Below are 23,827 nucleotides of genomic sequence, written 5' to 3'. Positions count from 1 at the left end.
TTTCAGGTAGCCTTAAATGGGAACCGGAAGGCTATCTGAAACATATTCCTCCATGTTTCAGGTAGCCTTTGCCGCTTATTTGGACTCGGGATACAGCACCACAGTGGTGTGTTTCTGCGCCAGGAGCCAGCGGGCGGCCTCGCGCACTTCTTCGGCGCTCACGGCCAAGCGGCGGCGGAGAATTTCGTCTTCATCCGTGTAAGAGAAGCCGGCCGACTCCAGCGAGCCGATGTTGGTGGCTTGGGTTTCCATCGAATCTTTGCCAAACTCGCGCGCGGCCAGGCTGCGGTTGCGCACACGCGCCAATTCCTCTTCGCTCACGCCGTGCTCGGCAATCTGGCGTACTTCGTTCAAAAACGCTGCCGTGAGCTGCTCGGGCTTCACATTCGGCGCGGGCGTGCCGCTAAACAGCAGCACATCTGGCGAGCGGGTGAGCATATCGTAGCCCATCGAGGCTTCCACGGCGACCTTGCGGCCGCGCACCAGATTGCGCTCGATGCGGGCAGACATGCTGCCGTCGAGCACGTCGGCCAGCATATTCAGCGCATAGGGCAGCTTGTCGTCCACTTTGCGCAGGGCGGGCACCTGAATAGCCAAACCCACCACCGGCGAGCTTACCGGCGCGGTAGAGCGGGCGGAGCGGTTGGCCGTTTGCGGCGGCTCGGTTAAATCGTTGCGCGCGGGCAGCGGGTGGTCGGGCAGGCTGCCGAACAGTTTTTCCGCGTTATCCAGCACTTCGCCCGCCTTCACGTCGCCCACAACCACCAGCGTGGCGTTGTGCGGCGCATACCAGGCGCGGTACCACTGGCGCAAATCTTCCGGCTTGAGCGTGTGCAAATCCGTCTCATAGCCGATAACCGGCGCACGGTTTTCCGGCTTGGCATAGGCATTCAGATTAATCTGCTCCCACATTTTGCCGTCGGGGTCGTTATCGGTGGTGAGGCGGCGCTCTTCGCGGATTACCTTCATTTCGTTTCCAAAATCGGCATCGCTGAAATTCAGGTTCACCATGCGGTCGGCCTCCAGCTCCAGCACCTGCGGCAGGCTGCCCACGGCAAATTCTTGGTGATACACGGTTTCGTTGCGCGAAGTGAAGGCGTTGTCGCTGCCGCCCAGCGCGGAAATGCGTCGGCTGAATTCGCCTGCAGGCACGGTGGGCGTACCTTTAAACATCATGTGCTCCAAGGCGTGGCTCAGGCCGGTTTTGCCTGCGTGCTCGTCGGCACTGCCCACCTTAAACCACAACTGCGTAACCGCCACCGGCGCACGGTGGTCTTCGCGCACAATTACTTTCATACCATTGGCCAGCACGCGCGACTGGGTTTCTGCCGCCGCCGGCACCACAGAAGCCGCCAATACGGCGGCCACAAGCAATGAACGGAACATAAGTTTTCCTAAAAACGGGAAGAGGCTGCATGATACCGAAATTTTCGGCAAAGGGCACTTGGGGCGGTCTGAATAAAGATAAAGGCTACCTGAAACTTTCAGGTAGCCTCTGCCGTGATTGCGCCAGATTACCGCGCGGCCGGGGCAGCAGGAGCAGCGTGTGCAGTGCTCTGCAGCTGGCCGATAAAGTTGATGAAGCGCAGCGGCCGGCGACCGGTGTTTTTCAGCGAGTGCGACTGGCCGGGGCGGGCGATGGTCACGTCTCCGGCAGACACCGGTACTTCCTTGCCGTCTGAGCCCACAAATATGCCGCGGCCTTCCACAATCAGGTATACGTCTTCATTGATGGTGTGCCCGTGCAGGCCGATAGACGCACCCGGCGGCAGCGTGAGCCAGCCGATTTCGCGGATCGCATCCTGCTCGCCGGTTTGGTGGCGGGTGTAGGCGAAACGCCCCAGCAGCTTGCCCTCGCCGCCGGCGGCTTTTTCACGGTCCCACTGCTGGAAGTCGGCTGCTTTATACACCTGAATGCTGCGGTCTACCGGCGTTTTACTCGGCTCATTCGCCGCCGGCGTACCATGCGCCCAAGCGCCGGCGCTCGCCAGCAAAGCAGCAGTGGCAACGGATAGAATCACTTTTTTCATCGGGTATCTCCTGTGGTTGAAATCAAGGGGAAACAAAAGAATCGGGCGCAGAATAACAGCAACGGGGCAACAGTCAAACCTGCAGGCAGGCTTATCTGCCGCTTATTTGATGTATGCCAAATATGATGTTTAAGGCTACCTGAAAACTTTCAGGTAGCCTTTGCCATTCATCCCAACGTATTCATACCCGATGCAGCAACACCTGCAACACAAACTTGCTACCCACATAGGCCAGCATCAGGCACACAAAGCCTGCCACACACCACAGCGCCGCCGTGCGGCCGCGCCAGCGGCGGGTGCGGTGCAGCAGCAGGATGCCGGCATACACCAGCCACGAAAGCACGCCGAACACGCTTTTGTGCGTGAGCGCGAGCGGCTTGCCGAAAATCTCCAGCGGAAACAGCAAGGCACCACCCACGGAAATGCTCAGCAGCACAAAACCCGCCAACATGCTTTGAAACATCAGCTTTTCCAAACTCAACAGCGGCGGCAGAAACGATATCAGCGGCGAAATGCGGTGATTGCGCAGGCAGCGGTTTAGCAGCAACACCAATAACGCCAACAGCGCGGCAATGCCAAACAAGCTATACGACAACACCGATGCGCCCACGTGTAGCGCGAAAGGCATATTGTCCACTGCATAATCAGCGCCCGGTGCCGGCCACTGCGCGGCAGCCAGCATGGAAAGCGCGGCAAAGGGATAAAGCAGCAGCTGCAAGCCCTTCAGCGGATAAAAGAAACTGCCGCACCAATACAACAGCAGCATCAGCCAGGTAATCAGGCACAGGGCATAGCCGATGCCGTTGGGGAAACGGCTGAGCAGCAGCGGCTGCCACACCGCCGCCGCGTGCGCGGGCAGCAGCGCCGCCAGCAACAGCAGCTCGCCCTTGAGCGGATATGGCCGCCGGGCATTTTGCCGCCCGAACCACCAGGCAAACACGCCCAGGCCGCCATAGAGCAGCCCGAGCAAAACAAACAATACAGCCATGCTTTTTCCGTGTGTTGCGCGCCCGCTTTTCCATCAGGAAAGCCGCAAAGGCTGCGCGTAATAGTGTAAAATGCCGCGATTTTAGCAAACTTTGCCGCCTGCTAGGGACTACCTGAAAGCAAAGCTTCAGCGCAATTAAAACGCCGCGCAGCGAAGTTTCTGCCAAACTAAGCCCTGCTTCGGCAAAGTTAACCAATCTGCTATCTGATCCCGAATCAAACCCATTTATCGGCTGGGCGAAACCGCCGGCAATAAAATGAGCCAATACAGCATATTGGCGGTTTCCCAGCATTTTAAGGAAAGCTATGTTAGACAACCTATCCGGCCGCCTCAGCCAGTGGGCCAAAAAAATGCGCGGCCAGGCGCGACTCTCCGAAGACAACATCAAAGAAGCCCTGCGCGAAGTGCGCATGGCGCTGTTGGAAGCTGACGTGGCGCTGCCGGTGGTGAAAGACTTTATGGCCAGCGTGAAAGAGCGTGCCGTTGGCCACGAAGTAATCGGCAGCCTCACGCCCGGCCAGGCCTTTATCGGCGTGGTCAACCAAGCGCTCACCGAGCTGATGGGCACGCAAAACAGCAGCCTCAATCTGGCCGCCGTGCCGCCTGCCGTGGTGCTGATGACCGGCCTGCAGGGCGCGGGTAAAACCACCACCGCCGGCAAGCTCGCCCGACTGCTCAAAGAAGAGCAGCGCAAGAAAGTGCTGCTGGTGTCAGCCGACGTATACCGCCCCGCCGCCATCGAGCAGCTGCGCCTATTGGCCGAGCAAGTGGGCGCAGATTTCTTCCCCTCCGATGTTTCCCAGCAGCCCGTGGCCATCGCCCAGGCCGCGCTTGATTACGCCAAAAAGCATTTCTACGACGTGCTGATGGTCGATACCGCCGGCCGATTGGCGGTGGACGAAGTCATGATGGCCGAAATCAAGGCACTGCATGAAGCCGTGAATCCGGTGGAAACCCTGTTTGTGGTGGATGCCATGCTCGGCCAAGATGCTGTAAACACCGCCCAGGCCTTCAACGAGGCCCTACCGCTCACCGGCGTTATCCTCACCAAAATGGACGGCGACGCGCGCGGCGGCGCGGCACTTTCCGTGCGCCACGTTACCGGCAAACCGATTAAATTCATCGGCACCGGCGAAAAAATCGGCGGCCTCGAGCCCTTCCACCCCGACCGCATCGCCGGCCGCATTCTCGGCATGGGCGACGTGCTTTCCCTGATTGAAGACGTGCAAAAAGGCATCGATCAGGAAGTGGCCGAACGCATGGCCAAAAAGCTGCACAAAGGCAAAGGCTTCGACCTGAACGATTTTAAAGCCCAAATCCAGCAGATGCGCAATATGGGCGGCATCGAATCTCTCATGTCCAAACTGCCCGGCGAAATGGGGCAGCTTTCCGCACAAATCCCCGAAGGCACGGCGGAAAAAGCCATGAGCAAAGTGGAAGCCATCATCAATTCCATGACCCCGAAAGAGCGTGCCAATCCGGCCCTGCTCAAAGCCAGCCGCAAACGCCGCATCGCCGCCGGCGCCGGTACCACCGTGCAGGAAGTGAACAAAATGCTCAAGCAGTTCGAACAGTCGCAAAAAATGATGAAAATGTTCGGCGGCAAAGGCATGGGCAAACTCATGCGCATGGCGCAAGGCATGAAAGGCATGTTCCCCGGGCGTTAAACCCTCTGAATGAAATATCAGAAGGCTACCTGAAAATGGTTTTTCAGGTAGCCTTTTCCGTATCCGAACAGCTTTGTCGATTAAATAAAAATATAGCCGTAACCCCGCCTGCGATACTTTCAGGTAGCCTCTTTCCCGCCAGAGGCTACCTAAAAATTCCCGTCAAACCATGTAACCGCACGCCCCCAATATAAAACTTAAGGCTATAATGCCGCCCCAAAGCCGCTGATTCGCAGCGCACCTTCCCTTTTTCAGCAAAGGAACCACAAATGACCAGTCTCACCCTCCGCCTCAGCACTGCCGCCGCCCTGTGCGCCGCCGCACTGGCCGCGCCCACTGCCGCTGCCGAAACCGCCTTTCCCAAAAACGCCGAGCTGCACTACATCGGTCCCTATGGCGTGCCCGCTGTGATGACCTTCAACCAAAACGGCGGCCGCTACAACGTAAACGCCGACATCAACGTGCCTCTCTACAAAATGCGCTTTTCCTCCAGCGGCAGCATCAGCGGCAACCGACTGCAGCCCGCCCGCTACAGCGACACCCGCAAAGGCCGCGCCTATGCCGGCGCCACTTTCGACTACGGTGCCAAAACCATCACCTACGGCAAAGCCGGCCACACCGAAAGCCAGCCGCTTGCCGGCCCCACTTTCGACCTCTTCACCCTGGCCTGGCAGCTTGCGCTCAATAATGGCCAACTGCCTGCCAACCTGCACATTACCAACGGCAAACGCGTTTACCCCGTGCGCGGCATGACCCGCCTGCCTTCCGCCCGCTACAACATCAACGGCGCCAGCATTGCGGTAAACCGCTTCCGTGTACAGCGCGGCGACGACACCATCGAATATTCCTTCGCCCCCGATTTTGCCAACATCCCCGCCCTCATCAAATACACCGACGACGGCAAAACCTACGAGCTCAAACTGCGTAGCGGCAAAATCGACGGCACACCATTGCAGCCACCCAAGTAAGCAGCAACACAGGCTACCTGAAATCCAAACCAAACAGACAAGCCGCCCCGCAGCCTGTCTGTTTCTTATAGTGGATTAAATTTAAATCAGGACAAGGCGGCGAGCCGCAGACAGTACAAGTAGTACGGCAAGGCGAGCCAACGTTGTACTGGTTTAAATTTAATTCACTATATCTGCCCATTTTCAGGTAGCCTTCCCCCTTCCCAGGCTACCTGAAACCACTACGCCCAAATGACCCCTGCCCAACTCCTCCACACCTCCACCCTGCTCGGCCAAGTGCTCAGCTTCGAGCAGCCCGCCGATGCCCTCGTTTCCGCCTATTTCCGCAGCCACAAAAAACTCGGCCGCCAAGACCGGCACGAAATCGCCGAAACCGTGTTTGCCGCCCTGCGCCATTTGCAGAAAATCCAAAGCGTGCTGCCCGAGCCCGTGCGCCAATCCCGCCGCGCCGCGCTGGCTGCCCTAGTATTGGGTCGCGGCATCAGCATTTCCGCCCTAGCCGATTGCACCAATGCCGAAGAGACTGAGTTTCTAGGCTACCTGAAAGCCAAAAAAACCGAGTTTGCCGGGCAGTTGAACACCGCCGCCGAACTGCCAGAGTGGCTCATCGCCCAACTGCGCGCCCAAGGCTGGAACGACGAACACATCCTCGCCTTCGGCCGCAGCACCGCCACCCCCGCCCCGCTCGATTTGCGCGTGAACACCCTTCAAGCCAAGCGCGACAAAGTGCTTGCCCAGCTGCAAAGCGAAGGCATCCGCTGCGAAGCCACGCCGTATTCGCCGTGGGGCATCCGCCTGTACGACAAATCCGCCCTCATGTGCCACCCGCTGTTTTTAGAAGGCACCATCGAAGTGCAAGACGAGGGCAGCCAGCTGCTCGCCCGCCTCACCGGCGCGCGGCGCGGCGAAATCATCGTCGATTTCTGCGCCGGCGCGGGCGGCAAAACCCTCGCCCTGGGCGCCGCCATGAATAATAGCGGCCGCCTCTACGCCTTCGATGTGGCCGAAAAGCGCCTGGCCAAACTCAAACCTCGCATGGTGCGTGCCGGCCTCACCAACATCAGCCCCCAGCGCATCGGCAGCGAAACCGACCCGCGCCTCGAACGCCTCATCGGCAAAGCCGACCGCGTGCTGGTGGACGCACCCTGCTCCGGGTTGGGTACCCTGCGCCGCAACCCCGATTTGAAATACCGCCAATCGCCCGAACGCATCACCGAATTGGCAAAACAACAGGCTGCCATCCTCGAAGCCGCCGCCCGCCTGGTGCACCCCGGCGGCCGTTTGGTGTATGCCACCTGTAGCGTGCTCGCAACTGAAAACGAACAGCAGGCCGAACGCTTCAGCGCCGCCCACCCCGATTGGCAGCTGGCAAACGCCGCCGAACTGCTGCCCGACTGCCCGGAATTATTTTCAGGTAGCCCCTATCTGCAACTCTCCACCGCAGAACACCGCACAGACGGCTTCTTCGCCGCCGTGTGGACGCGCCCGGCATAGTCGGCAAATCGGCTATGGCACATTCATTTCGCTGCCGCTTCCGGTATCGAAAGCAAATGTAATCCGCTATAATGGCCGCCGTTTTGCACCCGAATTTTTATCCATATTTAATCCATAAAAGGAAACACCATGAGCATCCAAGAAGAAATCAAACAATTCGTAAACAGCAATCGCATTGTGCTGTTTATGAAAGGCACCAAACAATTCCCGCAATGCGGTTTCTCTTCCCGCGCCGTGCAAATCCTGCAGGCCGCCGGCTGCAATGATTTCGTTACGGTAAACGTATTGGAAAACCCTGAAATCCGCCAAGGCATCAAAGAATACGCCAACTGGCCCACCATCCCGCAACTGTATGTAAACGGCGAATTTGTGGGCGGATCAGATATTCTGATGGAAATGTATGAAGCCGGCGAATTGCAAGATTTACTGAAAGCTGAAGCCTGATTTTCAATAAAGAAACTGAGCCGGTTTGGCACATATTCGTGCCAAACCGGCAATTTATTTGTAGCGTAATAAATCGAAATGCCCTTATAATCAGGCCAGAAATAAATTTTAACAACCTCCACAAAGGAAACATCATGGCAGCACGTGAAACTTTAGACCAACTCTTGGAACAGAAGAAATCCTTAGAAGACCGTATCCAGCGCCGTTTGGCTTCCGAGCGTAAGAAGAAGGTCAATCAGATTCTGGCCATCATGCGAGACTTTGAAATCAGCGTTGCCGATATCGAAGCAGGTCTGAAAGAAAAACAAAGCCGCCCGCAATACCGCAATCCGAAAACCGGCGCAACTTGGGGCGGCGTGGGCAAACGGCCGAAATGGATTGTAGAAGCCCAAGAAAAAGGCATCGACATCAAAAAATTCTTGGTATAACTAGTTGCCCATACAATATAGAAGGCTACCTGAAAGTTTTCAGGTAGCCTTTTTCATGTTATGCCTTAATCCGCATTCATATTGATGGTGTCTTTAAATTGTGCATTGGGCACTTGCACGATCAATGGGTCAACCGGGCCGATGGCTTTAAGATCGCGGTCGGGGTAGTCGAGGGCATGCAGGAAGAAGCGGATACAGTTGAGGCGGGCGCGTTTTTTGTCATCGGACTTGATGATGGTCCACGGCGCATCCCCAGTGTGGGTGTGGAAGAACATGGTGTTCTTGGCTTCGGTATAGGCGTCCCAACGGTCGAGCGACTCGATGTCCACGGGCGAGAGTTTCCAGTGTTTTAAAGGGTCGTCGCGGCGGGAGATAAAGCGGCGCAGCTGTTCTTCGCGTGATACGGAAAACCAGAATTTAAACAGGTGCATACCGCTGTTTACCAACATGCGTTCTAATTCGGGCGCTTGGCGCATGAATTGCAGGTATTCATGCGGTTCGCAAAAGCCCATTACGCGTTCTACGCCGGCACGGTTGTACCAAGATCGGTCGAAAAACACCATTTCGCCGGCAGTGGGCAGATGATTGATATAGCGCTGGAAATACCATTGGCCGCGCTCACGGTCGCTGGGTTTCTCCAAGGCAACCACGCGGGCGCCGCGTGGATTGAGGTGTTCCATATAGCGTTTGATGGTACCGCCTTTACCGGCAGCATCACGGCCTTCAAATATGGCGGCGATGCGGCTGCCGCTCTCTTTCACCCAGCTTTGTACTTTGAGCAGCTCAATTTGCAGCTTTTTCTTTTCTTTTTCGTACACATTGCGGCTGATGCGGGTGCGGTAAGGATAGCTTTCGGGCAGCGGTGCAACGGATGAATCTTCACTACTGCGGTTACCACTGTATTGCAGCACTTGTTCCTCAAATACTTGCAGGCGGTCTTTGCGCTCCGCCAGATCAATTTCTTCAAATGGTTTGAGTTGATGATCAGTCATGGTGTGCCCCTTATGGCGTGTTAGAAAATCAAATTTATCCTTTTAACTATTAAGGCTATTTTACATTAGGGCAGGCTACCTGAAAAGTGAATTTTCCCTTTATCATTCATGCTAATCTAATTATTTCAAACAGGCATAAAGTGTGGTGGGAAACTATATGGTTAGGGGAGTAAACATTGTATTATTTCTATTGGAACGACTATATGGTTGAAGCGTTTATTTTCTCACGCAAGGAGAGTTAGCACGATATAAGAAAATAAGTATTTAGCTACCCCCTCCAAGAACAAAACAGCCCGAATCTTGCAGATTCGGGCTGTTGTCATTTTTGCTATATCTTAGGATTTGACGGCACCATTGATTTTCCGATTAATCAGCCACTGCTGTCCCATACTCAAGAGGTTGTTCACCACATAGTAAAGTACTAGGCCGGCAGGGAAGAAGAAGAACATCACAGAGAAGGCCAGCGGCATGATTTTCATCATTTTAGCCTGCATCGGGTCACTCGGCGGCGGGCTGAGTTTGGTTTGGATATACATTGTCAGCGCCATCAAAATCGGCAGGATGTAGAGCGGGTCGGGCCGGGCCAAGTCAGCCACCCAGCCCCACGAAGCCTGGCGCAGCTCAACCGAGGCGAGCAGCACCCAATACAAGCCGATAAATACGGGGAACTGCAACAGCATGGGCAGACAGCCGCCCAGTGGGTTGATTTTCTCGTCTTTATACATCTTCATCATGGCCTGTTGTAGCGCCATACGATCATCGCCGTGCTGTTTTTTCAGCATTTCCAGCTTAGGCGCAACGGCACGCATTTTGGCCATGGAGCGGTAAGAGGCGTTAGTAAGCGGCAGCAGCAGGGTTTTGACGATGATGGTCAGCAAAACGATGGACCAGCCCCAGTTGCCGATGAGACTGTGCAACCAATTGAGCAGGCCGAACAGCGGCGCGGCCACCACATGGGTACGGCCATAGTCTTTCACCAGCTCCAAGCGGTCAGCCACTTTGCTGATCACGGCGTATTCCTGCGGGCCGGCATACAATTCGGCAGGCACGCTCAGTTTCTGGCCAGCAGCAATCGCGGGCAGCGGTACGCGCACGCCGGCGGAGTAAAGGTTGTCGCTGCGGCGTTTGATATCGAGCAGGCAGTTGCCGTTTTGGCAGATGCTGTTGCCATCTTTGGGCTGTAACACCCACACGGTGGTGAAGTAGTGTTGAGTGAAGCCAACCCAGCCGCTGGTAGCAGTGCGCTGGTAGTCGGCGCGATCACGTTTGCTCTCGAAATCGTCGTCCAAGTCTTTAAACGGCACTTTTTGGAAGTTGCCATCGGGCGTATAGGCCACTGGACCAACGTAGGTTTGGTTGAAATAGCCGCTGCCCTCGGGCGTGCTGCTGTCGCGCAATACTCGGTACACGCCATCCAGCTTCAACGGAGCATCAGTATGGTTGGCGATGTCGAAGCGTACATCGATGAGGTAGCTACCTTTGCGGAAGGTGTACACTTTGTCCACCTGAACGCCATTGGTTTCCGGCGCGCTCAGTCGTACTTCCAGTGTATCGCCGTTGAGGGTGTAGCTGTTTTGCGGGGCTTTGAAGCTGCTGTCTTGTAGCAGGTAGTTGCCTTTTTGGTCGATCAACAGCGATTGCACCAAATATTTGTGCTCGTTGTTGTCGGAGAGCAAAGTGAAGGTTTTGCTGGCATCGCCGGCAGAGTTATGTTTGAGCAAATCCAACCCGCGCAAATCGCCACTGTTTTCGTCGATCACGGCTTTGAGCGTATCGGTGCTTACGGTAATCGGTTTGGTGGGCGGCAAATCGCTCCCAGCAACGGGGGCGGCAGCTTGCTGTTCCGTCTGCACAGCGGCCTGCTCAGGCTGCTGCGGCTGGGGGTTGAAATAATTCCAAACCATCAGGGTCAGGATGGCGATAATGGCGAAAACCGCCGTCCGCTTCAATTCGTTGTTGGATTCCATAATCGGGTTCCGTTTGAAAACAGGAGAAAACGGCAGTCTGCATTCCAATGCAGGCTACCTGAAAATTCTGCCGCCATGCTGCATAGATGCAGCAGGCAGACTTAAGGCACAGGGTCGTAGCCGCTGCCGCCCCACGGATGGCAACGGCCGATGCGCTTGGCTGCAAGCCAGCCGCCTTTAAGCGCCCCGTACTTGCGCACCGCCTCGATGGCGTATTGCGAACAGGTGGGCTGATAACGGCAGCGCGGCGGCAGCATCGGGCTGATTGCGTATTGGTAAAACCGGATCAGCCCCAGCAGGATTTTGGCTAGCATAGTTTTTTCGGCACAATCTGTTCCAACTGCGCCAACACCTGCTGCCGTCCAGCCTTACCAAACGGGCGGCGCACGCGAACCACCAAATCGCTGCTGTCCAAACGGTGCCGATTAAGGCGGAACCATTCGCGCAGCGTGCGTTTCATATAGTTGCGGCGGTTGGCACGGCGGGCGGTTTTCTTGGCCACCACCAAACCTAGCCGGGGATGCCCCAGCCCGTTTGGCTTGTGCCACAGTTGGATATCCGGCCGCGATTTCAGCCGGCGTAAAGCAAAAACGGATGAGAAATCATCCGTTTTCAGTAAGCGGTATGGTTTGCCGAAACAGTGATCCACTGTTATACGGCCAAACGTTTACGGCCTTTGGCGCGACGAGCAGCCAACACGGCACGGCCGCCGCGTGTTTTGGAGCGAACCAAGAAACCATGGGTGCGTTTGCGGCGGATAACGGAGGGTTGATAAGTGCGTTTCATGATGTTTCCCGTGGAAATAATCTAAAATCAGAAAGCGGCGTATTACACCTGATTTTGCTGAAATTGTCAAACTATTCGTGCTGCATGCCGCTTTTCCTCCCGCCTTGGTTCGCCTCCTGAATTTTGGGTATAATCCACCGTTCGCACCTGCTCGGATACGGCGGTGCACCACGCACCCTTCGCCGACTCCCCCCTGTATTTCTTTCAGAACCGCCACCATGACGCTCGACCAATTCTGGCCACAATGCCTGCATCATTTGCGCCACACTCTACCTGCCAAACAGTATCAAAGCTGGATTGAGCCTTTGAGCGTGGGCGAAGGTGCGAGCGGAGAATGGGTGGTGTATGCGCCTAGCCGCTTTGTGTTGAACATGTTGCGCACCCGCTATGCTACCGAAATCAGCAAATTGCTGGCAGAAAGGCTACCTGAAAACACTCCGACACTGCGGTTCGAACAAGGCAAAGGCAAACACTATGCACCAGCTGACAAGCCGGCACCGGTGCGTACCGCCAAAGCTGCTGCACCAGTTGAACAAACCGGCAAACCAGCTGCCACGCAACATGTCGACAAACGCAGTGCCTTAGAAATCGTGCAATCCCGTTTGGAAAGTTTGGGCATCAATCCACAAGCCGAACCAAGCGGGCAATCCACTCCGGCCAAACCGGCAGCCAAACCTGCCCAAGCCAAATCTACCGCTAAACGCGAAGAACGCCAGCAGCAGCGCTATGCGCAAACCAATTTGTCGCCGGAATACACTTTCGACACCTTGGTAGAAGGCAAAGGCAACCGCTTGGCTGTGGCCGCTGCCCGTTCTATTGCCGAAAACCCGGGCAAAAACTACAACCCCTTCTTTTTATACGGCAGCACCGGCCTGGGCAAAACCCATCTAGCGCAGGCCGTGGGCAATGAGTTGTTGCGCCTCAAACCCGAAGCCAAGGTTTACTATATGCATGCCGAAGACTTTGTGCGCGGTATGATTCAGGCCTTCCGCAACCACGCCCACGACGCCTTCCGCCAGCAATACAAGCCCTACGATTTCCTCATTATCGACGACATCCAGTTCATCAAAGGCAAAGACCGCAGCATGGAAGAGTTTTTCCACCTGTATAACCATTGCCACCACCATAAAAAACAGATTATCCTTACCTGCGACGTGCTGCCCACCAAAATCGATGACATGGACGACCGCCTGAAATCCCGTTTTTCATGGGGTTTGACGCTGGAGTTGGAGCCGCCGGAATTGGAAATGCGGGTGGAGATTTTGCAGAAAAAAGCCGATTCCGTGGGTGTGGAATTAAAAGAAGAAGCCGCCTTTTTCATCGCCACCCACATCCGTTCCAACGTGCGCGAGCTGGAAGGCGCGTTTAAACGGGTGGAAGCGCGCAGCCGCTTCGAACACAAACCGATTGATGTGGAGCTGGCCACCGAAGCCCTGCAAGATATTGTGGCCGGCAACTTCAAGCCGATTAACCTGCCGTTGATTATGGATGCGGTGGCCAAATATTACGGCATCCGCACTGCCGACCTTATTGGCAAAAAACGCGCGCAAAGCATCGTCCGCCCACGTCATCTGGCCATCAAACTTGCCCGTGAGCTGACCACCCACAGCTACGAAGACATCGGCAAAGCCTTCGGTGGGCGCGACCACAGCACGGTGCTCAATTCCGTGAAAAAGGCCGATGAATTGCGGCAGGAAGATGCCGAGATTGCCCAAGATTACGAAAAGCTATTGATTATAATCAAAAATTAAACCTAAGGAATCTGTATGTTGATTTTAGAAGCCGAGCGCGATACCCTGCTCAAACCGCTGCAAGCCGTTACCGGTATTGTGGAGCGCAAGCACACCTTGCCGATTCTCTCCAACGTGCTGATTGAGCGCACCGGCGGGCAAACCAATATCTTGGCCACCGACTTGGAAATCCAAATCCACACCCATGGCCCGCACACCGATGCCGAAGACTTCCGCATCACCACCAATGCCAAAAAACTGCAAGACATCCTGCGCGCCCTGCCTGAAGGCGCAATTGTGGCGCTGGATTGGGCGCAAAACCGCCTCACCCTCAAGACCGGCAAATCCCGCTTCGCCCTGCAAACCCTGCCGGCCGAAGATTTCCCGCTGATGAGCATCGGCGAAGAAGTGGTTTCTGCCTTCACCCTGCCGCAAGAAACCTTCCGCAATATGCTCTCGCAGGTGCAATACGCCATGGCCGTGCAAGATATTCGCTACTATCTCAACGGCTTGCTGATGCAGGTGGAAGGCAGCAATCTGCGCTTGGTGGCCACGGACGGTCACCGCCTGGCCTACTCCGCCGCCGTGATTGATGCCGACTTGCCCAAAGCCGAAGTGATCCTGCCGCGTAAAACCGTGCTCGAGCTGTTCAAACTGCTCAACCGCCCGGAAGAACCCGTTACCGTGGAGCTCTTGAACAATCAAGTGCGCTTCCGCTGCAACGACACCGTGGTGGTGAGCAAAGTAGTGGACGGCAAATTCCCCGATTTCAACCGCGTGATTCCACAGGATAACGACAAAATCTTCCTGCTCGGCCGCCAGCCGTTCTTGGGTGCACTGGAACGCGCTGCCATTTTGGCCAACGAAAAATTCCGCGGCGTGCGCCTCCAGCTGCGCCCCGGCCTGCTGAGCGTGTTGTGTAGCAACAGCGAGCAGGAAGAAGCGCGTGAAGAGCTGGAAATCGCCTATCAGGGCGCCGAGCTGGAAGTTGGCTTCAACATCAATTATCTGATGGACGTATTGCGCAACGTACACGCCGAAGACATCCAACTGGCCTTCGGCGATGCCAACCGCTCCACCCTGTTTACCATTCCCGACAACGCCGATTTCAAATACATCGTGATGCCGATGCGCATCTAAGGCTGTATCGCCATACGCCAACAGGCTACCTGAAAATGACAAAGTAAAAGTTTTCAGGTAGCCTGAAAAATATGTGGCAGACAAGCATACTTGCGCTATAAACTTTGTCCTTTACAGTTTCAGGTAGCCTTTTGCCGCCGCACGTCTAATTCTAAGGAACCACCATGTCTTCACGGCATTCCCGTATCCGCGCCCTCGCTCTCGCCACCCTACTGCTGCCGTTGGCGGCCCAAGCCGCGCCTGCACCGCGCAAACCCGGTTCGCAAACCCCGCTTACCCACCGCCAAATCATCGATCGCGCCAACAATCTGATGACGGCCTTCTCCTCCGAGATTGCCCTCCAGCAAGGCAAAGGCAGTGACGCCCTCGCTGCCTATATGCGCCTGTTCCGTCGCACCAACGACCCGGCCGTGGCCGAGCGCGCCGTAGACATCGCCCTGGCCACCGATGTCCGCCTGGCCGAGCAAGTGCTTGAACACTGGCAGGCAGTTGAGCCCAAACCTTCCATCGAGCAAAAACGTATGCGCTGGGTTGTGGCTACGGCCAAAGGCGATATCGCCACGGTGCGTGCCGGCCTGCCCGAAATCCTCGCCCAAACCGACCGCCAGCGTATGCGCACCGTCTTCCTGCGCATGTCCCAGCTCGCCCTCTACCACCCTGAAGCTGCCGATGTGCAAACCGCCCGCCTCGTGCACCAAGCCGCCGGCCGCTTCCCCGGCCTGGCCGAAGCCGCCATTACTGATGCCATTTATTCCGCCCACGCCAACCGCACGGCTGATGCCAACGCCGCCCTGCGCCGCCTCTCCCGCCTCGACAGCGACATCCGCCCCATCACCAGCATCACCCTGCGCCTGATTGCCCAGCGCCAACCCGAAGTGCTCGAATACTTCTTCCGCCATGCCGATAGCCGCCACCTTTCCCCCATGTGGCAAAACCTGCAAGTAGAAACCCTCATCGCCGCCAAACGCGAAGAAGAAGCCTACCGCCTACTGCAAAATATGCTGGCCAAAACCCCAGATGCCGACCTCTACATCCAAGCCGGCATCCTCTCCGTGCGCCGCAAAGAGCCCGTGGCCACCACCGTAAACTACTTCGATAAAGCCTACCTGCACGGCACCCAACAGCAGAAAAGTCGCGCCTCCCTGCTCGCCGCCATGCGCCTGATTGAAGACAACAACATAGCCGAAAGCCGCAACTGGCTCAACCGCGCCAGCGCCCCCGAAGCCCAGTTCGACAAACACATCCTAGAAGCGCGCATTGCCGAGACCGAGAAAAACTGGCCGGCGGCCGAAGATGCCCTGCTGCGTGCCGAATCCATCGTATCGGCCGGCCGCAGCAATGCCATCTTCAATGCCGACGACCTCCTCGTTGCCCACCTGCGCATCGCCCGCGAGCAGCCGCCTGCCGAAGCCCTCAACAGCATCCGTAGCCTCTATCGCCGCTACAGCGACAATTCAGCCCCGCCCGCCATGATCGCCATCATCCTCGAGCAGCGCGCCATCCTGTATGCCGACCGCCTGCAACAGCCCGAGAAAGCCGTAGCCGACCTCAAACAGGCACAAGAACTCGTGCCCAAAAACCCCGACATCCTCAATTCCCTCGGCTACACCATGCTTTCCCTGCCCAACCCCGACCTGGCCCAGGCACGCCGCTATATTGAACAAGCCCTGCAACGCCGCCCCAATTCGCCTGAAATTCAAGACAGCATGGGCTGGGTGTTGTTCAAACAAGGCCAACCTCAAGCCGCCCTACCGTATTTGCAGCGCGCCCACGCCAAACTGCCCGAAGCCGATATAGCCGCCCACCTCGGCGAAGTGCTGTGGACACTCGGCCGCAAAAACGAAGCCATCGTTATCTGGCAAGCCGCCCAGCGCAAAGGCGGCGACAAACCCATATTGCAGGAAACCCTGCAACGCCTCAACGTAACCCTCCCGTCCTCCGGTGGAAAAGCCAGTAGCGAAAGCAACAGCAGCCAATAAACCAAAGGCTACCTGAAAACAGGTTCTCCCGTTTTCAGGTAGCCTTTGGCGTGTATTGAAATAGATATTCCATGTTGTGCTGCCGCCAATCCTGCCCACCACTACCCACTCACTCCGTGAAAGCCCATGATCCGACACTGCCTCCTCCCAATCTCCGCCGCCCTCCTGCTCGCCGCCTGCACCAGCCTTGGCACGCAAATGTCTGCCGAAAGCTGGCGCGACGATGCTGCCACTCCCGAGTTTGAAGCCTCCGGCCGCATGGGCGTGAAGGAAAACGAACGCGGCAGCTATGCCAATTTCGATTGGCTGCGCACTGCCGCCGTGCAGCTGTTTGAAGTGAAAACCCCGCTGGGCAACAGTGTGGGCCGATTGTGCCAAGACAGCGGCGGAGTGCAGGCGGTGGCGTCCGACGGCCAGGTTTACCGCGCCGCCACCACCACCGAACTCAGCCGCCAGCTGCTCGGTTACGACCTGCCCGTGGTCTATATCGACCGCTGGGCCAACGGCCTGCGCGTGCCCGGCGAGCCCTACAGCGTGCTGCCCGACGGCCGTTTGCAGCAAATGGGCTGGAAAATCCAACGCAATTTGGGCGAAGGCGGCCAAGTGCGCATGCTGCTGCTGGAACGCACCGGCCTGAGCCTGCGCCTAGTGTTCGACCGCTTCGGCCAGCCAGAACAGCACCCCGGCAGCTGCGCGGATCATGCCGGACAGGCCGTATGATGCAGCCGCACCCCGCCGCCCGAGCCTTCCCCGCCCCGGCCAAGCTCAATCTCGACCTGCGCATCATCGGCCGTCGTGCCGACGGCTACCACCTGCTCGAAAGCATTTTCTGCCTGATTGATTTGTGCGATACGGTGTGGCTGCTGCCACGCGAAGACGGGCAAATCATCCTGCACAATCCCGCCGGCGGTATTCCGCCCGAACAAGATTTGAGCCACCGCGCCGCCCGCCTGCTGCAACAGTTTTCAGGTAGCCCCAACGGCGTGGAAATCTGGCTGGACAAACATATCCCCAGCGGCGGTGGGCTGGGCGGCGGCAGCTCGGATGCCGCTACCGTGCTGTTTGCCCTCAACCATTTGTGGCACACCGCCGTGCCGCCCGAAACGCTGCGGGCACTCGGCCTGAAGCTGGGTGCGGATGTGCCGTTTTTCCTGTTCGGCCAAAGCGCTTTTGTGCAAGGCATCGGCGAAATCCTGAGCCCGCTGGCCGTGCCGGAACAGTGGTATGTGGTGGTGCGCCCCGATGCGCATGTGGCCACGCCGAAAATCTTCACCCACCCTAATCTCACCCGCAACAGCCCGCCCTGCGCGCAACCCAGTTTCACGCAACTGCAACCTTTCCGCAACGATATGCAGGCCGTGGTGCTGGCTGAATATCCGCCCGTAGCCGCCGCCTTCCGCCTGTTGCAAGATTACGGCACGCCACAGCTGACCGGCTCCGGCGCCTGCCTGTTTATCGCTTGCACCACACAAGGTGAAGCCGAGTATATCTATAGCAGACTACCTGAAAATCTGGCTGCCTGGTGCGTACCCGGTTTGGATCGGCATCCCTTGCAAGCCATCTTGGGAAATAACAAAAATATCAGGCACGCTTGACAACGTGCCGAAAAAAACGCATAATTCTCTCCTTTCCTGAATCGCCTGCCGCAACAGCAGGTTTGTACTGGGGATTCGCCAAGTTGGTTAAGGCATCGGATTCTGAATCCGACATACGTAGGTTCGAATCCTACATCCCCAGCCAGATTCGTAAACAATATAATTGGGGATTCGCCAAGCTGGTTAAGGCACCGGATTTTGATTCCGGCATGCGTAGGTTCGAATCCTACATCCCCAGCCACCTTACAAAAGCATGTACCTGTACATGCTTTTATTTTTGTTGCCGCATTCATTGTGCAGCAACAGGCTACCTGAAAACGAGCATAGCGAGTTTCGCCAAAACAAAATCAGCATGGAAACTAGAGCGACGGGAATTTTCTTGCTATAGAAACGCGTTTATTCAATTTTGATTGCTCGATTAGGAGCTGGGGCAAACCAAACACAGGTATTTGTTGCCTAACCCTAATATCAAGCCGACAAAATTGGTGGATATTCCACACAAACAGCACTTTGGTTTTGCCCGCGCTCGGCGTATAATCTGCCATTTGCAAGCCAGTCAAACCCAAATGCAAGGGAGCGGCAATGTTTCCCACAGTCGGCGGCGAGACCGCAAACAACACAGGTAATGAAGAAATGGCATATGAAAGTTTAATGGTATTCGCCGGCAACGCCAGTGTCGGCTTGGCTGAGAACGTGGTCAAACACCTTGGCATTTCCTTGGGGCGCGCCTCCGTAGGCAAATTTTCCGACGGCGAAATCGCCGTGGAGCTCTTGGAAAACGTGCGCGGCCGCGACGTGTTTATTTTGCAGTCCACCTGCGCCCCCACCAATGATAACCTGATGGAATTGCTTACTGTGGCCGACGCGCTTAAACGCGCTTCCGCCGGCCGCATTACCGCAGCTATCCCCTATTTCGGCTATGCCCGCCAAGACCGCCGCCCGCGTTCCGTGCGCGTGCCGATTTCCGCCAAGCTGGTGGCCAATATGCTCGCCACCGCCGGCATTGACCGCGTGCTGACCGTGGATTTGCATGCCGACCAAATCCAAGGCTTTTTCGATATTCCGGTGGACAACATCTATGCCACCCCGATTTTGGTGCACGATATCCTTCAACAGCGCATCGAAAACCTCACTGTAGTCAGCCCCGACATCGGCGGTGTGGTGCGTGCTCGTGCCGTGGCCAAGGTGCTGAACACCGACTTGGCGATTATCGACAAACGCCGCCCCAAAGCCAACGTGGCCGAAGTGATGAACATCATCGGCGATGTCCAAGGCCGTACTTGTCTGATTGTGGACGACATGATTGACACCGCCAACACCCTGTGCAAAGCCGCTTCTGCTCTGAAAGAGCGCGGTGCGGAACGCGTATTGGCCTATGCCACCCACCCCGTGTTCTCCGGCGAAGCCGTGAACCGCATTGCATCGTCTGATATCGACCAAGTGGTGATCACCGACACCATCGCCCTGTCTGATGCCGCCCGCAACTGCGACCGTATCCGCCAAGTTACGATTGCCGGTTTACTGGCTGAAACCATGCGCCGCATCAGCAACGAAGAATCTGTCTCATACCTCTTCAACGAGGATGTGGCATCCCCGGGAGCATTGTTCCTCCCGTAATCCCGCCGTCAGGGTTGGTCGCAGCCCGGCAGACGGTTTTTTTAACTTAAATGGAGTTTTACCATGTCTTTCAAAATTGAAGCCCAAGTGCGCGAAGAGCAAGGTACTGGTGCGAGCCGCCGCCTGCGCCGCGAAGGCCGTGTGCCTGCCGTAGTTTACGGCGCCGGCTCTGACGCCACTGCTGTTTCCGTTGACCACAAAACCGTATTCTTCGCCCTGCAGAAAGAAGAGTTCCACACCGCCATCATCAAACTGGCGCTGAACGGCAAAGAGCACGACGTGATTGTGCGCGACTTCCAGATGCACCCTGTTCGCCGCGAAGTGCGCCATATCGACTTCCAAATCGTAGAAGCCGGCAAACCGATCAAAATCCGCCTGCCGCTGCACGTGGTTAATGCCGAGAAATCTCAGGCTGTTAAGCTGCAAAACAGCCGCGTGGCTCTGCTGAGCACCAGCGTGGAAGTGCTGCTGGATCCGAAACACATCCCGTCTGAACTGGTTTTGGATTGCGAAAAAGTTGTGGCCGGCGACGTATTGCACCTGTCCGACATCCAATATCCGGAAGGCGTGGAAAGCACCTCCCTGCGCCGTGGCGCCAACTTGGCCGTAGCCACTGTAACCGCCGCAGGCAAATAAGCCGAACGGCTTTGATGACAAACCCCGCTGCAAAGCGGGGTTTTGTTTGGCCAGTATTTATGGCTGCGTAAAGGCTACCTGAAACTCCAGCTTCACAGAAACTCTGCGGTGCTTTGCTTTCAGGTAGCCTTTACTTCAACCGGATTGCCGAACCGTTTTATTTGGTCAGGATTTCCGCTTCTTTGTCGCCATATACCGGGCGCAGGGTTTTTTCGTAGGCGGCGTGCAGGCGGCCGTCTTGTTTGATGGCGGCGATTTCTTGGTTCACCCAGTTGAGCAGAGATTGGTCGCCTTTGCGCACGGCGGGGGCGATGTGCTCGGCCGGGCCGATGTTGCCGATGACCACTTCAAAGTTGGGGTTTTCTTTGGCCCATGCCCACAGCAGCGCGTTGTCGTGCGCCAATGCCACGCCGCGGCCGTCTTTCAGCGCATCGAAGGTTTCGGTGTTTTGGTCGAATTTCAACAGGTTGATGTTGGGATGGTTTTTGGTGAAGTAGGCATCGGCGGTGGTGCCTTTGTTCACCAGCAGGGTTTTGCCTTCCAGCTGGGAAAGGTCGGTAATCGGCGCGCCTTTGGGGGAAACCACACCCAAAGCCACGTTCATATAGGGGCTGGCGAAATCCACCACTTCGGCGCGTTCGGGCGTTTGGGTGAAGTTGGCGAGGATTAAATCCACTTTGCCTGAACGCACGTATTCCACGCGGTTGGCGGCTTCGGTAAGCACGAATTCCACTTTGTCGGGGCTGCCGAGTAGGTCGTTGGCCAGATATTTGGCGATTTCCACGTCAAAGCCTTGGCTTTTGCCGTTGGCGTCCACATAGCCGAAGGGGGGCTTGTCACCGAACACGCCGATGCGGATTACGCCGCGCTCTTTGATTTTGGCCAGTGCGTCATCGCTGGCGGCGCCGGAAGCGGCGGAGGCGTTGGCTGCGCTGCTGCCGGAAGCAGGTTGGTCGCTGCTGCCCTGCGAGCCGCCGCCACCGCAGGCGGCCAGGCCGAAGCCGAGCACAACGGTGGCCAATAAGGTTTTGAAAGATTGGTGTAATTGCATGATGTTTCCTTTTCTGTTAGAGGTAGGGTGAAACCGCCGTACAGGCTACCTGAAAATACGGCAGTGGTTTTAAAACGGGTTAAATCGAATAGTCCATGCCGCTGAGAAACTGCTGGGCGCGGCCGCTTTCGGGTTTGGTGAAGAATTTATCGGGCGTGCTCTCTTCGATGATGTGCCCTTGATCCATAAAGATAATCCGGTCGGCCACCTTAGCGGCAAATTCCATTTCGTGGGTAACGATGAGCATGCTCATGCCCTCGCGCGCCAGCTCCAGCACCACATCCAGCACCTCGCGCACCATTTCCGGGTCGAGCGCGGCGGTGATTTCATCCAGCAGGATCACTTCCGGGTTCATGCACAGCGCGCGCACGATGGCGATGCGCTGCTTCTGCCCGCCGGAAAGCTCGCGCGGGAAGGCAGTTTTGCGGTTGAGCAAGCCCACGCGGGCCAGCAGCTTATCGGCCTGTGCCTCCACTTCTTCGCGGCGGCGGCCCTGTGCCTTCAGCGGGCCGAGCAGGATGTTGTCGATCACATTCATGTGGGCAAACAATTCATAGCTCTGAAACACCATGCCCACTTTCTGGCGGGCAGTTTCCCACGGCACGTCTTTGCCAAATTCGCCCACGCCTTCCATTTCAATGCTGCCGCCCTGGTGCGGCTCCAAACCGTTGATGCAGCGCAGCAGGGAGCTTTTGCCGCTGCCAGACGGGCCCAAAATCACCACCACTTCGCCCTTCTCCAGGCTCAAATCCAAATCCTGCAGCACCACGGTATCGCCGTAGCCCTTGCGCAGGTGGCGCACGTTTAGCAAAGCCATATCAGCTCTCCCATTTCTTTTCCAAATAGCCCGCCAGCAGCGACAGCGGCCAGCAGCACAAGAAATAAAGTATGAAAATCAGGCCGTACACCCAAAACGAAGCGTTCGGCATGGTGAGCAGCGAATTCTCGATAATCTGCTGCCCCACCTTCACCACTTCCACCACGCCGATCAAGGCGGCCAGCGAGCTGGTTTTCACCATACGCGTGAATAAGTTAATCGCCCCCGGCAGCGCCCGCTGTACACTCTGCGGCAGCTCGATATACCAAAACACCTGCCGCCGGTTCAGCCCCAGCGCCTTGGCCGATTCCACCTGATGCTTTTCAATCGATTCCAGCGCACCGCGCACCAAATCGCCCATCTCACCGGTGCCCCAAACCACAAACACCCAAATGCACACCCACACGCCGCTCAAATGGATGTCGGTCCAAGCCGAAAGCCCGAAATACAGCACAAACAGCCACACCAGAATCGGCACAATCCGCACCATTTCCAAATATAGCGCGCACACAAAGCGCACCAGCGGATGGCGCACCCGCATCAGCAGCCCGAACAGCGTGCCCAACACGCAGGAAAGCGCCACCGAAATCAACGAAATCTTCGCCGTGAGCCACAAGCCCTGTGCCAAACGCGCCGCATTCTGGCCGGCAAACAGCCATTCAAGCACCATATTTCGCCTCCCGCAGCCTTCTTTCCGCCCAACGCGCCAGCAGCGACACCGGCAGCAGAATAATCAGGTAGCTGATAAACAACAGCAGCAGCGCCTCATTGGTTTTATAGTCCATACCGATGATGTCTTTGGTAACAAACATCAATTCCGCAACCGCCACCGCGCTCACCACCGAAGTTTCCTTAATCAAAAACAGCACATTCGCCCCAACCGCCGGCACCGATACCGCCCAAGCCTGCGGCAGCACCACAAAGCGGAACACCTGCCAGCGCGACAAACCAATCGCCTTAGCCGCCTCCACCTGCCCCTTGGGCACCGAAAGCAAACCCGCCCTCAGCGCCTCCGACATATAGCTCGCGCCCAAAAACACCAGCGCCAGGATGCCGCAGGTAAAGCCGTCCCACTTAATGCCCACCTTCGGCAGGCCGTAATACAGGAAAAACAGCTGAATCAGCAAAGGCGTATTGCGCGAAAGCTCGATATACGCCCGCGCCGGCCAATACAGCGGCCGCACGCGGTAGGCCGTTATCACTGCCACCGCCAACCCCAGCAGGAGCGACAGCGCAATGCTGTAGGCCGACAGCTTCAACGTAATCAGCGCGGCATCGGCAAACTTCGGCGCCACACGCCAAAAATAAGACCAGTTCATAATCAGGCAAAATTGAAAACAGGCGGCCATTATAGAAACCGCCGCGCAGCTTGAGAAAGAAGCATTGGCAATATGCTTAGAGGGAAAAGGCATAAGAGGCTACCTGAAAGCGCAACCACCTTGCTTTTCTTAGCTCTCGAAGAGAAGAAGATAAGGCTTCCGAAGGAAGCCGATTTCCC

The 23,827-nt window shown here is 56.7% G+C and carries 24 protein-coding genes, 2 tRNA genes and 1 pseudogene; 15 read left to right on the top strand and 12 right to left on the bottom strand.

The annotated features are described in order from the left end of the window. Positions 1-75: 75 nt before the first annotated feature. From CKV94_RS05520 to CKV94_RS05510, 3 genes are all read right to left on the bottom strand, one after another. The gene (locus CKV94_RS05520; RefSeq protein ID WP_003824646.1) at positions 76-1,386 is read right to left on the bottom strand and encodes a M16 family metallopeptidase; all 1,311 of its coding nucleotides are present in this window, start codon (positions 1,384-1,386) and stop codon (positions 76-78) included. 128 nt (positions 1,387-1,514) lie between these two features. After that, positions 1,515-2,030 (bottom strand): cupin domain-containing protein, encoded by a 516-nt coding sequence (locus tag CKV94_RS05515; protein WP_003824645.1) that lies wholly within the window; start codon positions 2,028-2,030, stop codon positions 1,515-1,517. Positions 2,031-2,211: 181 nt separating this feature from the next. Continuing rightward, complete coding sequence (locus CKV94_RS05510; RefSeq protein ID WP_003824644.1) at positions 2,212-3,018, bottom strand: cytochrome C assembly family protein; 807 nt, start codon at positions 3,016-3,018, stop codon at positions 2,212-2,214. 305 nt (positions 3,019-3,323) lie between these two features. Here CKV94_RS05510 and ffh point away from each other — a divergent pair, with 305 nt between their 5' ends. From ffh to CKV94_RS05485, 6 genes and pseudogenes are all read left to right on the top strand, one after another. Beyond that, the gene (gene ffh / locus CKV94_RS05505) at positions 3,324-4,685 is read left to right on the top strand and encodes a signal recognition particle protein (RefSeq protein WP_003824643.1); all 1,362 of its coding nucleotides are present in this window, start codon (positions 3,324-3,326) and stop codon (positions 4,683-4,685) included. Positions 4,686-4,954: 269 nt separating this feature from the next. Beyond that, complete coding sequence (locus CKV94_RS05500; RefSeq protein ID WP_003824640.1) at positions 4,955-5,653, top strand: DUF3108 domain-containing protein; 699 nt, start codon at positions 4,955-4,957, stop codon at positions 5,651-5,653. A gap of 66 nt (positions 5,654-5,719) precedes the next feature. Further along, a pseudogene (locus CKV94_RS11350) lies at positions 5,720-5,829 on the top strand (IS5/IS1182 family transposase); the annotation flags it as partial. A gap of 55 nt (positions 5,830-5,884) precedes the next feature. Beyond that, positions 5,885-7,147, top strand: coding sequence for an RsmB/NOP family class I SAM-dependent RNA methyltransferase (locus tag CKV94_RS05495; RefSeq protein ID WP_003824638.1), 1,263 nt, complete (start codon positions 5,885-5,887; stop codon positions 7,145-7,147). 129 nt (positions 7,148-7,276) lie between these two features. Then, complete coding sequence (gene grxD / locus CKV94_RS05490; RefSeq protein ID WP_003824637.1) at positions 7,277-7,591, top strand: Grx4 family monothiol glutaredoxin; 315 nt, start codon at positions 7,277-7,279, stop codon at positions 7,589-7,591. Positions 7,592-7,725: 134 nt separating this feature from the next. Continuing rightward, positions 7,726-8,019 carry an H-NS histone family protein gene (locus CKV94_RS05485; protein WP_003824636.1) on the top strand — a complete coding sequence of 98 codons (294 nt, stop codon included), beginning with the start codon at positions 7,726-7,728 and terminating at the stop codon, positions 8,017-8,019. 65 nt (positions 8,020-8,084) lie between these two features. Here the strand turns inward: CKV94_RS05485 and ppk2 are convergent, their stop codons facing one another. From ppk2 to rpmH, 5 genes are all read right to left on the bottom strand, one after another. Further along, the gene (gene ppk2 / locus CKV94_RS05480; RefSeq protein ID WP_003824635.1) at positions 8,085-9,011 is read right to left on the bottom strand and encodes a polyphosphate kinase 2; all 927 of its coding nucleotides are present in this window, start codon (positions 9,009-9,011) and stop codon (positions 8,085-8,087) included. 335 nt (positions 9,012-9,346) lie between these two features. Next, on the bottom strand, positions 9,347-10,978 hold the full coding sequence (gene yidC / locus CKV94_RS05475) for a membrane protein insertase YidC (protein WP_003824634.1): 1,632 nt from the start codon (positions 10,976-10,978) through the stop codon (positions 9,347-9,349). 101 nt (positions 10,979-11,079) lie between these two features. Further along, the gene (gene yidD / locus CKV94_RS05470) at positions 11,080-11,292 is read right to left on the bottom strand and encodes a membrane protein insertion efficiency factor YidD (protein ID WP_003824632.1); all 213 of its coding nucleotides are present in this window, start codon (positions 11,290-11,292) and stop codon (positions 11,080-11,082) included. Beyond that, complete coding sequence (gene rnpA / locus CKV94_RS05465; protein ID WP_003824631.1) at positions 11,286-11,627, bottom strand: ribonuclease P protein component; 342 nt, start codon at positions 11,625-11,627, stop codon at positions 11,286-11,288. Before rnpA ends, yidD begins: the two co-directional genes overlap by 7 nt. Before the next feature lie 2 nt (positions 11,628-11,629). Next, positions 11,630-11,764: a 50S ribosomal protein L34 gene (rpmH, locus tag CKV94_RS05460; RefSeq protein WP_003824630.1), complete on the bottom strand. Its 135-nt coding sequence runs from the start codon at positions 11,762-11,764 to the stop codon at positions 11,630-11,632. Between the two features lie 218 nt (positions 11,765-11,982). On the opposite strand from rpmH, the gene dnaA reads away from it, so the two are divergent. The 9 genes from dnaA to CKV94_RS05415 all read left to right on the top strand — a co-directional run bounded on the left by dnaA (position 11,983) and on the right by CKV94_RS05415 (position 20,461). Beyond that, complete coding sequence (dnaA, locus tag CKV94_RS05455) at positions 11,983-13,515, top strand: chromosomal replication initiator protein DnaA (protein WP_003824629.1); 1,533 nt, start codon at positions 11,983-11,985, stop codon at positions 13,513-13,515. Positions 13,516-13,530: 15 nt separating this feature from the next. Continuing rightward, positions 13,531-14,634 carry a DNA polymerase III subunit beta gene (gene dnaN, locus CKV94_RS05450; protein WP_003824628.1) on the top strand — a complete coding sequence of 368 codons (1,104 nt, stop codon included), beginning with the start codon at positions 13,531-13,533 and terminating at the stop codon, positions 14,632-14,634. Positions 14,635-14,798: 164 nt separating this feature from the next. After that, entirely contained in the window at positions 14,799-16,613 is a 1,815-nt protein-coding gene (locus tag CKV94_RS05445) for a tetratricopeptide repeat protein (protein ID WP_035581121.1), read from the top strand. 126 nt (positions 16,614-16,739) lie between these two features. Beyond that, entirely contained in the window at positions 16,740-17,333 is a 594-nt protein-coding gene (locus CKV94_RS05440) for an outer membrane lipoprotein LolB (RefSeq protein ID WP_003824623.1), read from the top strand. Further along, positions 17,330-18,208 (top strand): 4-(cytidine 5'-diphospho)-2-C-methyl-D-erythritol kinase, encoded by an 879-nt coding sequence (gene ispE / locus CKV94_RS05435; RefSeq protein ID WP_003824622.1) that lies wholly within the window; start codon positions 17,330-17,332, stop codon positions 18,206-18,208. The genes CKV94_RS05440 and ispE overlap by 4 nt, the downstream gene beginning before the upstream one ends. Before the next feature lie 68 nt (positions 18,209-18,276). Then, positions 18,277-18,353, top strand: a tRNA-Gln gene (locus CKV94_RS05430). A 19-nt stretch (positions 18,354-18,372) separates the two neighbouring features. Then, positions 18,373-18,449, top strand: a tRNA-Gln gene (locus tag CKV94_RS05425). Between the two features lie 392 nt (positions 18,450-18,841). Further along, positions 18,842-19,825, top strand: coding sequence for a ribose-phosphate pyrophosphokinase (locus CKV94_RS05420; RefSeq protein WP_088383512.1), 984 nt, complete (start codon positions 18,842-18,844; stop codon positions 19,823-19,825). 63 nt (positions 19,826-19,888) lie between these two features. Then, the gene (locus CKV94_RS05415) at positions 19,889-20,461 is read left to right on the top strand and encodes a 50S ribosomal protein L25/general stress protein Ctc (RefSeq protein WP_003824618.1); all 573 of its coding nucleotides are present in this window, start codon (positions 19,889-19,891) and stop codon (positions 20,459-20,461) included. 157 nt (positions 20,462-20,618) lie between these two features. Here CKV94_RS05415 and CKV94_RS05410 read toward each other — a convergent pair whose 3' ends face one another. From CKV94_RS05410 to CKV94_RS05395, 4 genes are all read right to left on the bottom strand, one after another. Beyond that, positions 20,619-21,512: a cysteine ABC transporter substrate-binding protein gene (locus CKV94_RS05410; protein ID WP_003824617.1), complete on the bottom strand. Its 894-nt coding sequence runs from the start codon at positions 21,510-21,512 to the stop codon at positions 20,619-20,621. Between the two features lie 79 nt (positions 21,513-21,591). Continuing rightward, positions 21,592-22,329 carry an amino acid ABC transporter ATP-binding protein gene (locus CKV94_RS05405; protein ID WP_003824615.1) on the bottom strand — a complete coding sequence of 246 codons (738 nt, stop codon included), beginning with the start codon at positions 22,327-22,329 and terminating at the stop codon, positions 21,592-21,594. 1 nt (position 22,330) lies between these two features. Beyond that, a complete protein-coding gene (locus tag CKV94_RS05400; protein ID WP_003824614.1) occupies positions 22,331-22,999 on the bottom strand; it encodes an amino acid ABC transporter permease in 669 nt (222 codons plus the stop codon). Beyond that, positions 22,989-23,648 carry an amino acid ABC transporter permease gene (locus CKV94_RS05395; RefSeq protein ID WP_035581114.1) on the bottom strand — a complete coding sequence of 220 codons (660 nt, stop codon included), beginning with the start codon at positions 23,646-23,648 and terminating at the stop codon, positions 22,989-22,991. Before CKV94_RS05395 ends, CKV94_RS05400 begins: the two co-directional genes overlap by 11 nt. Positions 23,649-23,827 lie beyond the last annotated feature (179 nt).

The sequence above is a fragment of the Eikenella corrodens genome (assembly GCF_900187105.1).
Classification (GTDB): Bacteria; Pseudomonadota; Gammaproteobacteria; order Burkholderiales; family Neisseriaceae; genus Eikenella; species Eikenella corrodens.
The sequence above is the reverse complement of the archived record's forward strand: the minus strand, read 5'-3'. Positions and strand labels throughout refer to the sequence as shown.

Coding starts and splice junctions, on each gene's coding strand:
- CKV94_RS05520 (WP_003824646.1), bottom strand. CDS start 1,386: ATGTTCCGTTCATTGCTTGTGGCCGCCGTATTGGCGGCTTCTGTGGTG.
- CKV94_RS05515 (WP_003824645.1), bottom strand. CDS start 2,030: ATGAAAAAAGTGATTCTATCCGTTGCCACTGCTGCTTTGCTGGCGAGC.
- CKV94_RS05510 (WP_003824644.1), bottom strand. CDS start 3,018: ATGGCTGTATTGTTTGTTTTGCTCGGGCTGCTCTATGGCGGCCTGGGC.
- ffh (WP_003824643.1), top strand. CDS start 3,324: ATGTTAGACAACCTATCCGGCCGCCTCAGCCAGTGGGCCAAAAAAATG.
- CKV94_RS05500 (WP_003824640.1), top strand. CDS start 4,955: ATGACCAGTCTCACCCTCCGCCTCAGCACTGCCGCCGCCCTGTGCGCC.
- CKV94_RS05495 (WP_003824638.1), top strand. CDS start 5,885: ATGACCCCTGCCCAACTCCTCCACACCTCCACCCTGCTCGGCCAAGTG.
- grxD (WP_003824637.1), top strand. CDS start 7,277: ATGAGCATCCAAGAAGAAATCAAACAATTCGTAAACAGCAATCGCATT.
- CKV94_RS05485 (WP_003824636.1), top strand. CDS start 7,726: ATGGCAGCACGTGAAACTTTAGACCAACTCTTGGAACAGAAGAAATCC.
- ppk2 (WP_003824635.1), bottom strand. CDS start 9,011: ATGACTGATCATCAACTCAAACCATTTGAAGAAATTGATCTGGCGGAG.
- yidC (WP_003824634.1), bottom strand. CDS start 10,978: ATGGAATCCAACAACGAATTGAAGCGGACGGCGGTTTTCGCCATTATC.
- yidD (WP_003824632.1), bottom strand. CDS start 11,292: ATGCTAGCCAAAATCCTGCTGGGGCTGATCCGGTTTTACCAATACGCA.
- rpmH (WP_003824630.1), bottom strand. CDS start 11,764: ATGAAACGCACTTATCAACCCTCCGTTATCCGCCGCAAACGCACCCAT.
- dnaA (WP_003824629.1), top strand. CDS start 11,983: ATGACGCTCGACCAATTCTGGCCACAATGCCTGCATCATTTGCGCCAC.
- dnaN (WP_003824628.1), top strand. CDS start 13,531: ATGTTGATTTTAGAAGCCGAGCGCGATACCCTGCTCAAACCGCTGCAA.
- CKV94_RS05445 (WP_035581121.1), top strand. CDS start 14,799: ATGTCTTCACGGCATTCCCGTATCCGCGCCCTCGCTCTCGCCACCCTA.
- CKV94_RS05440 (WP_003824623.1), top strand. CDS start 16,740: ATGATCCGACACTGCCTCCTCCCAATCTCCGCCGCCCTCCTGCTCGCC.
- ispE (WP_003824622.1), top strand. CDS start 17,330: ATGATGCAGCCGCACCCCGCCGCCCGAGCCTTCCCCGCCCCGGCCAAG.
- CKV94_RS05420 (WP_088383512.1), top strand. CDS start 18,842: ATGGCATATGAAAGTTTAATGGTATTCGCCGGCAACGCCAGTGTCGGC.
- CKV94_RS05415 (WP_003824618.1), top strand. CDS start 19,889: ATGTCTTTCAAAATTGAAGCCCAAGTGCGCGAAGAGCAAGGTACTGGT.
- CKV94_RS05410 (WP_003824617.1), bottom strand. CDS start 21,512: ATGCAATTACACCAATCTTTCAAAACCTTATTGGCCACCGTTGTGCTC.
- CKV94_RS05405 (WP_003824615.1), bottom strand. CDS start 22,329: ATGGCTTTGCTAAACGTGCGCCACCTGCGCAAGGGCTACGGCGATACC.
- CKV94_RS05400 (WP_003824614.1), bottom strand. CDS start 22,999: ATGGTGCTTGAATGGCTGTTTGCCGGCCAGAATGCGGCGCGTTTGGCA.
- CKV94_RS05395 (WP_035581114.1), bottom strand. CDS start 23,648: ATGAACTGGTCTTATTTTTGGCGTGTGGCGCCGAAGTTTGCCGATGCC.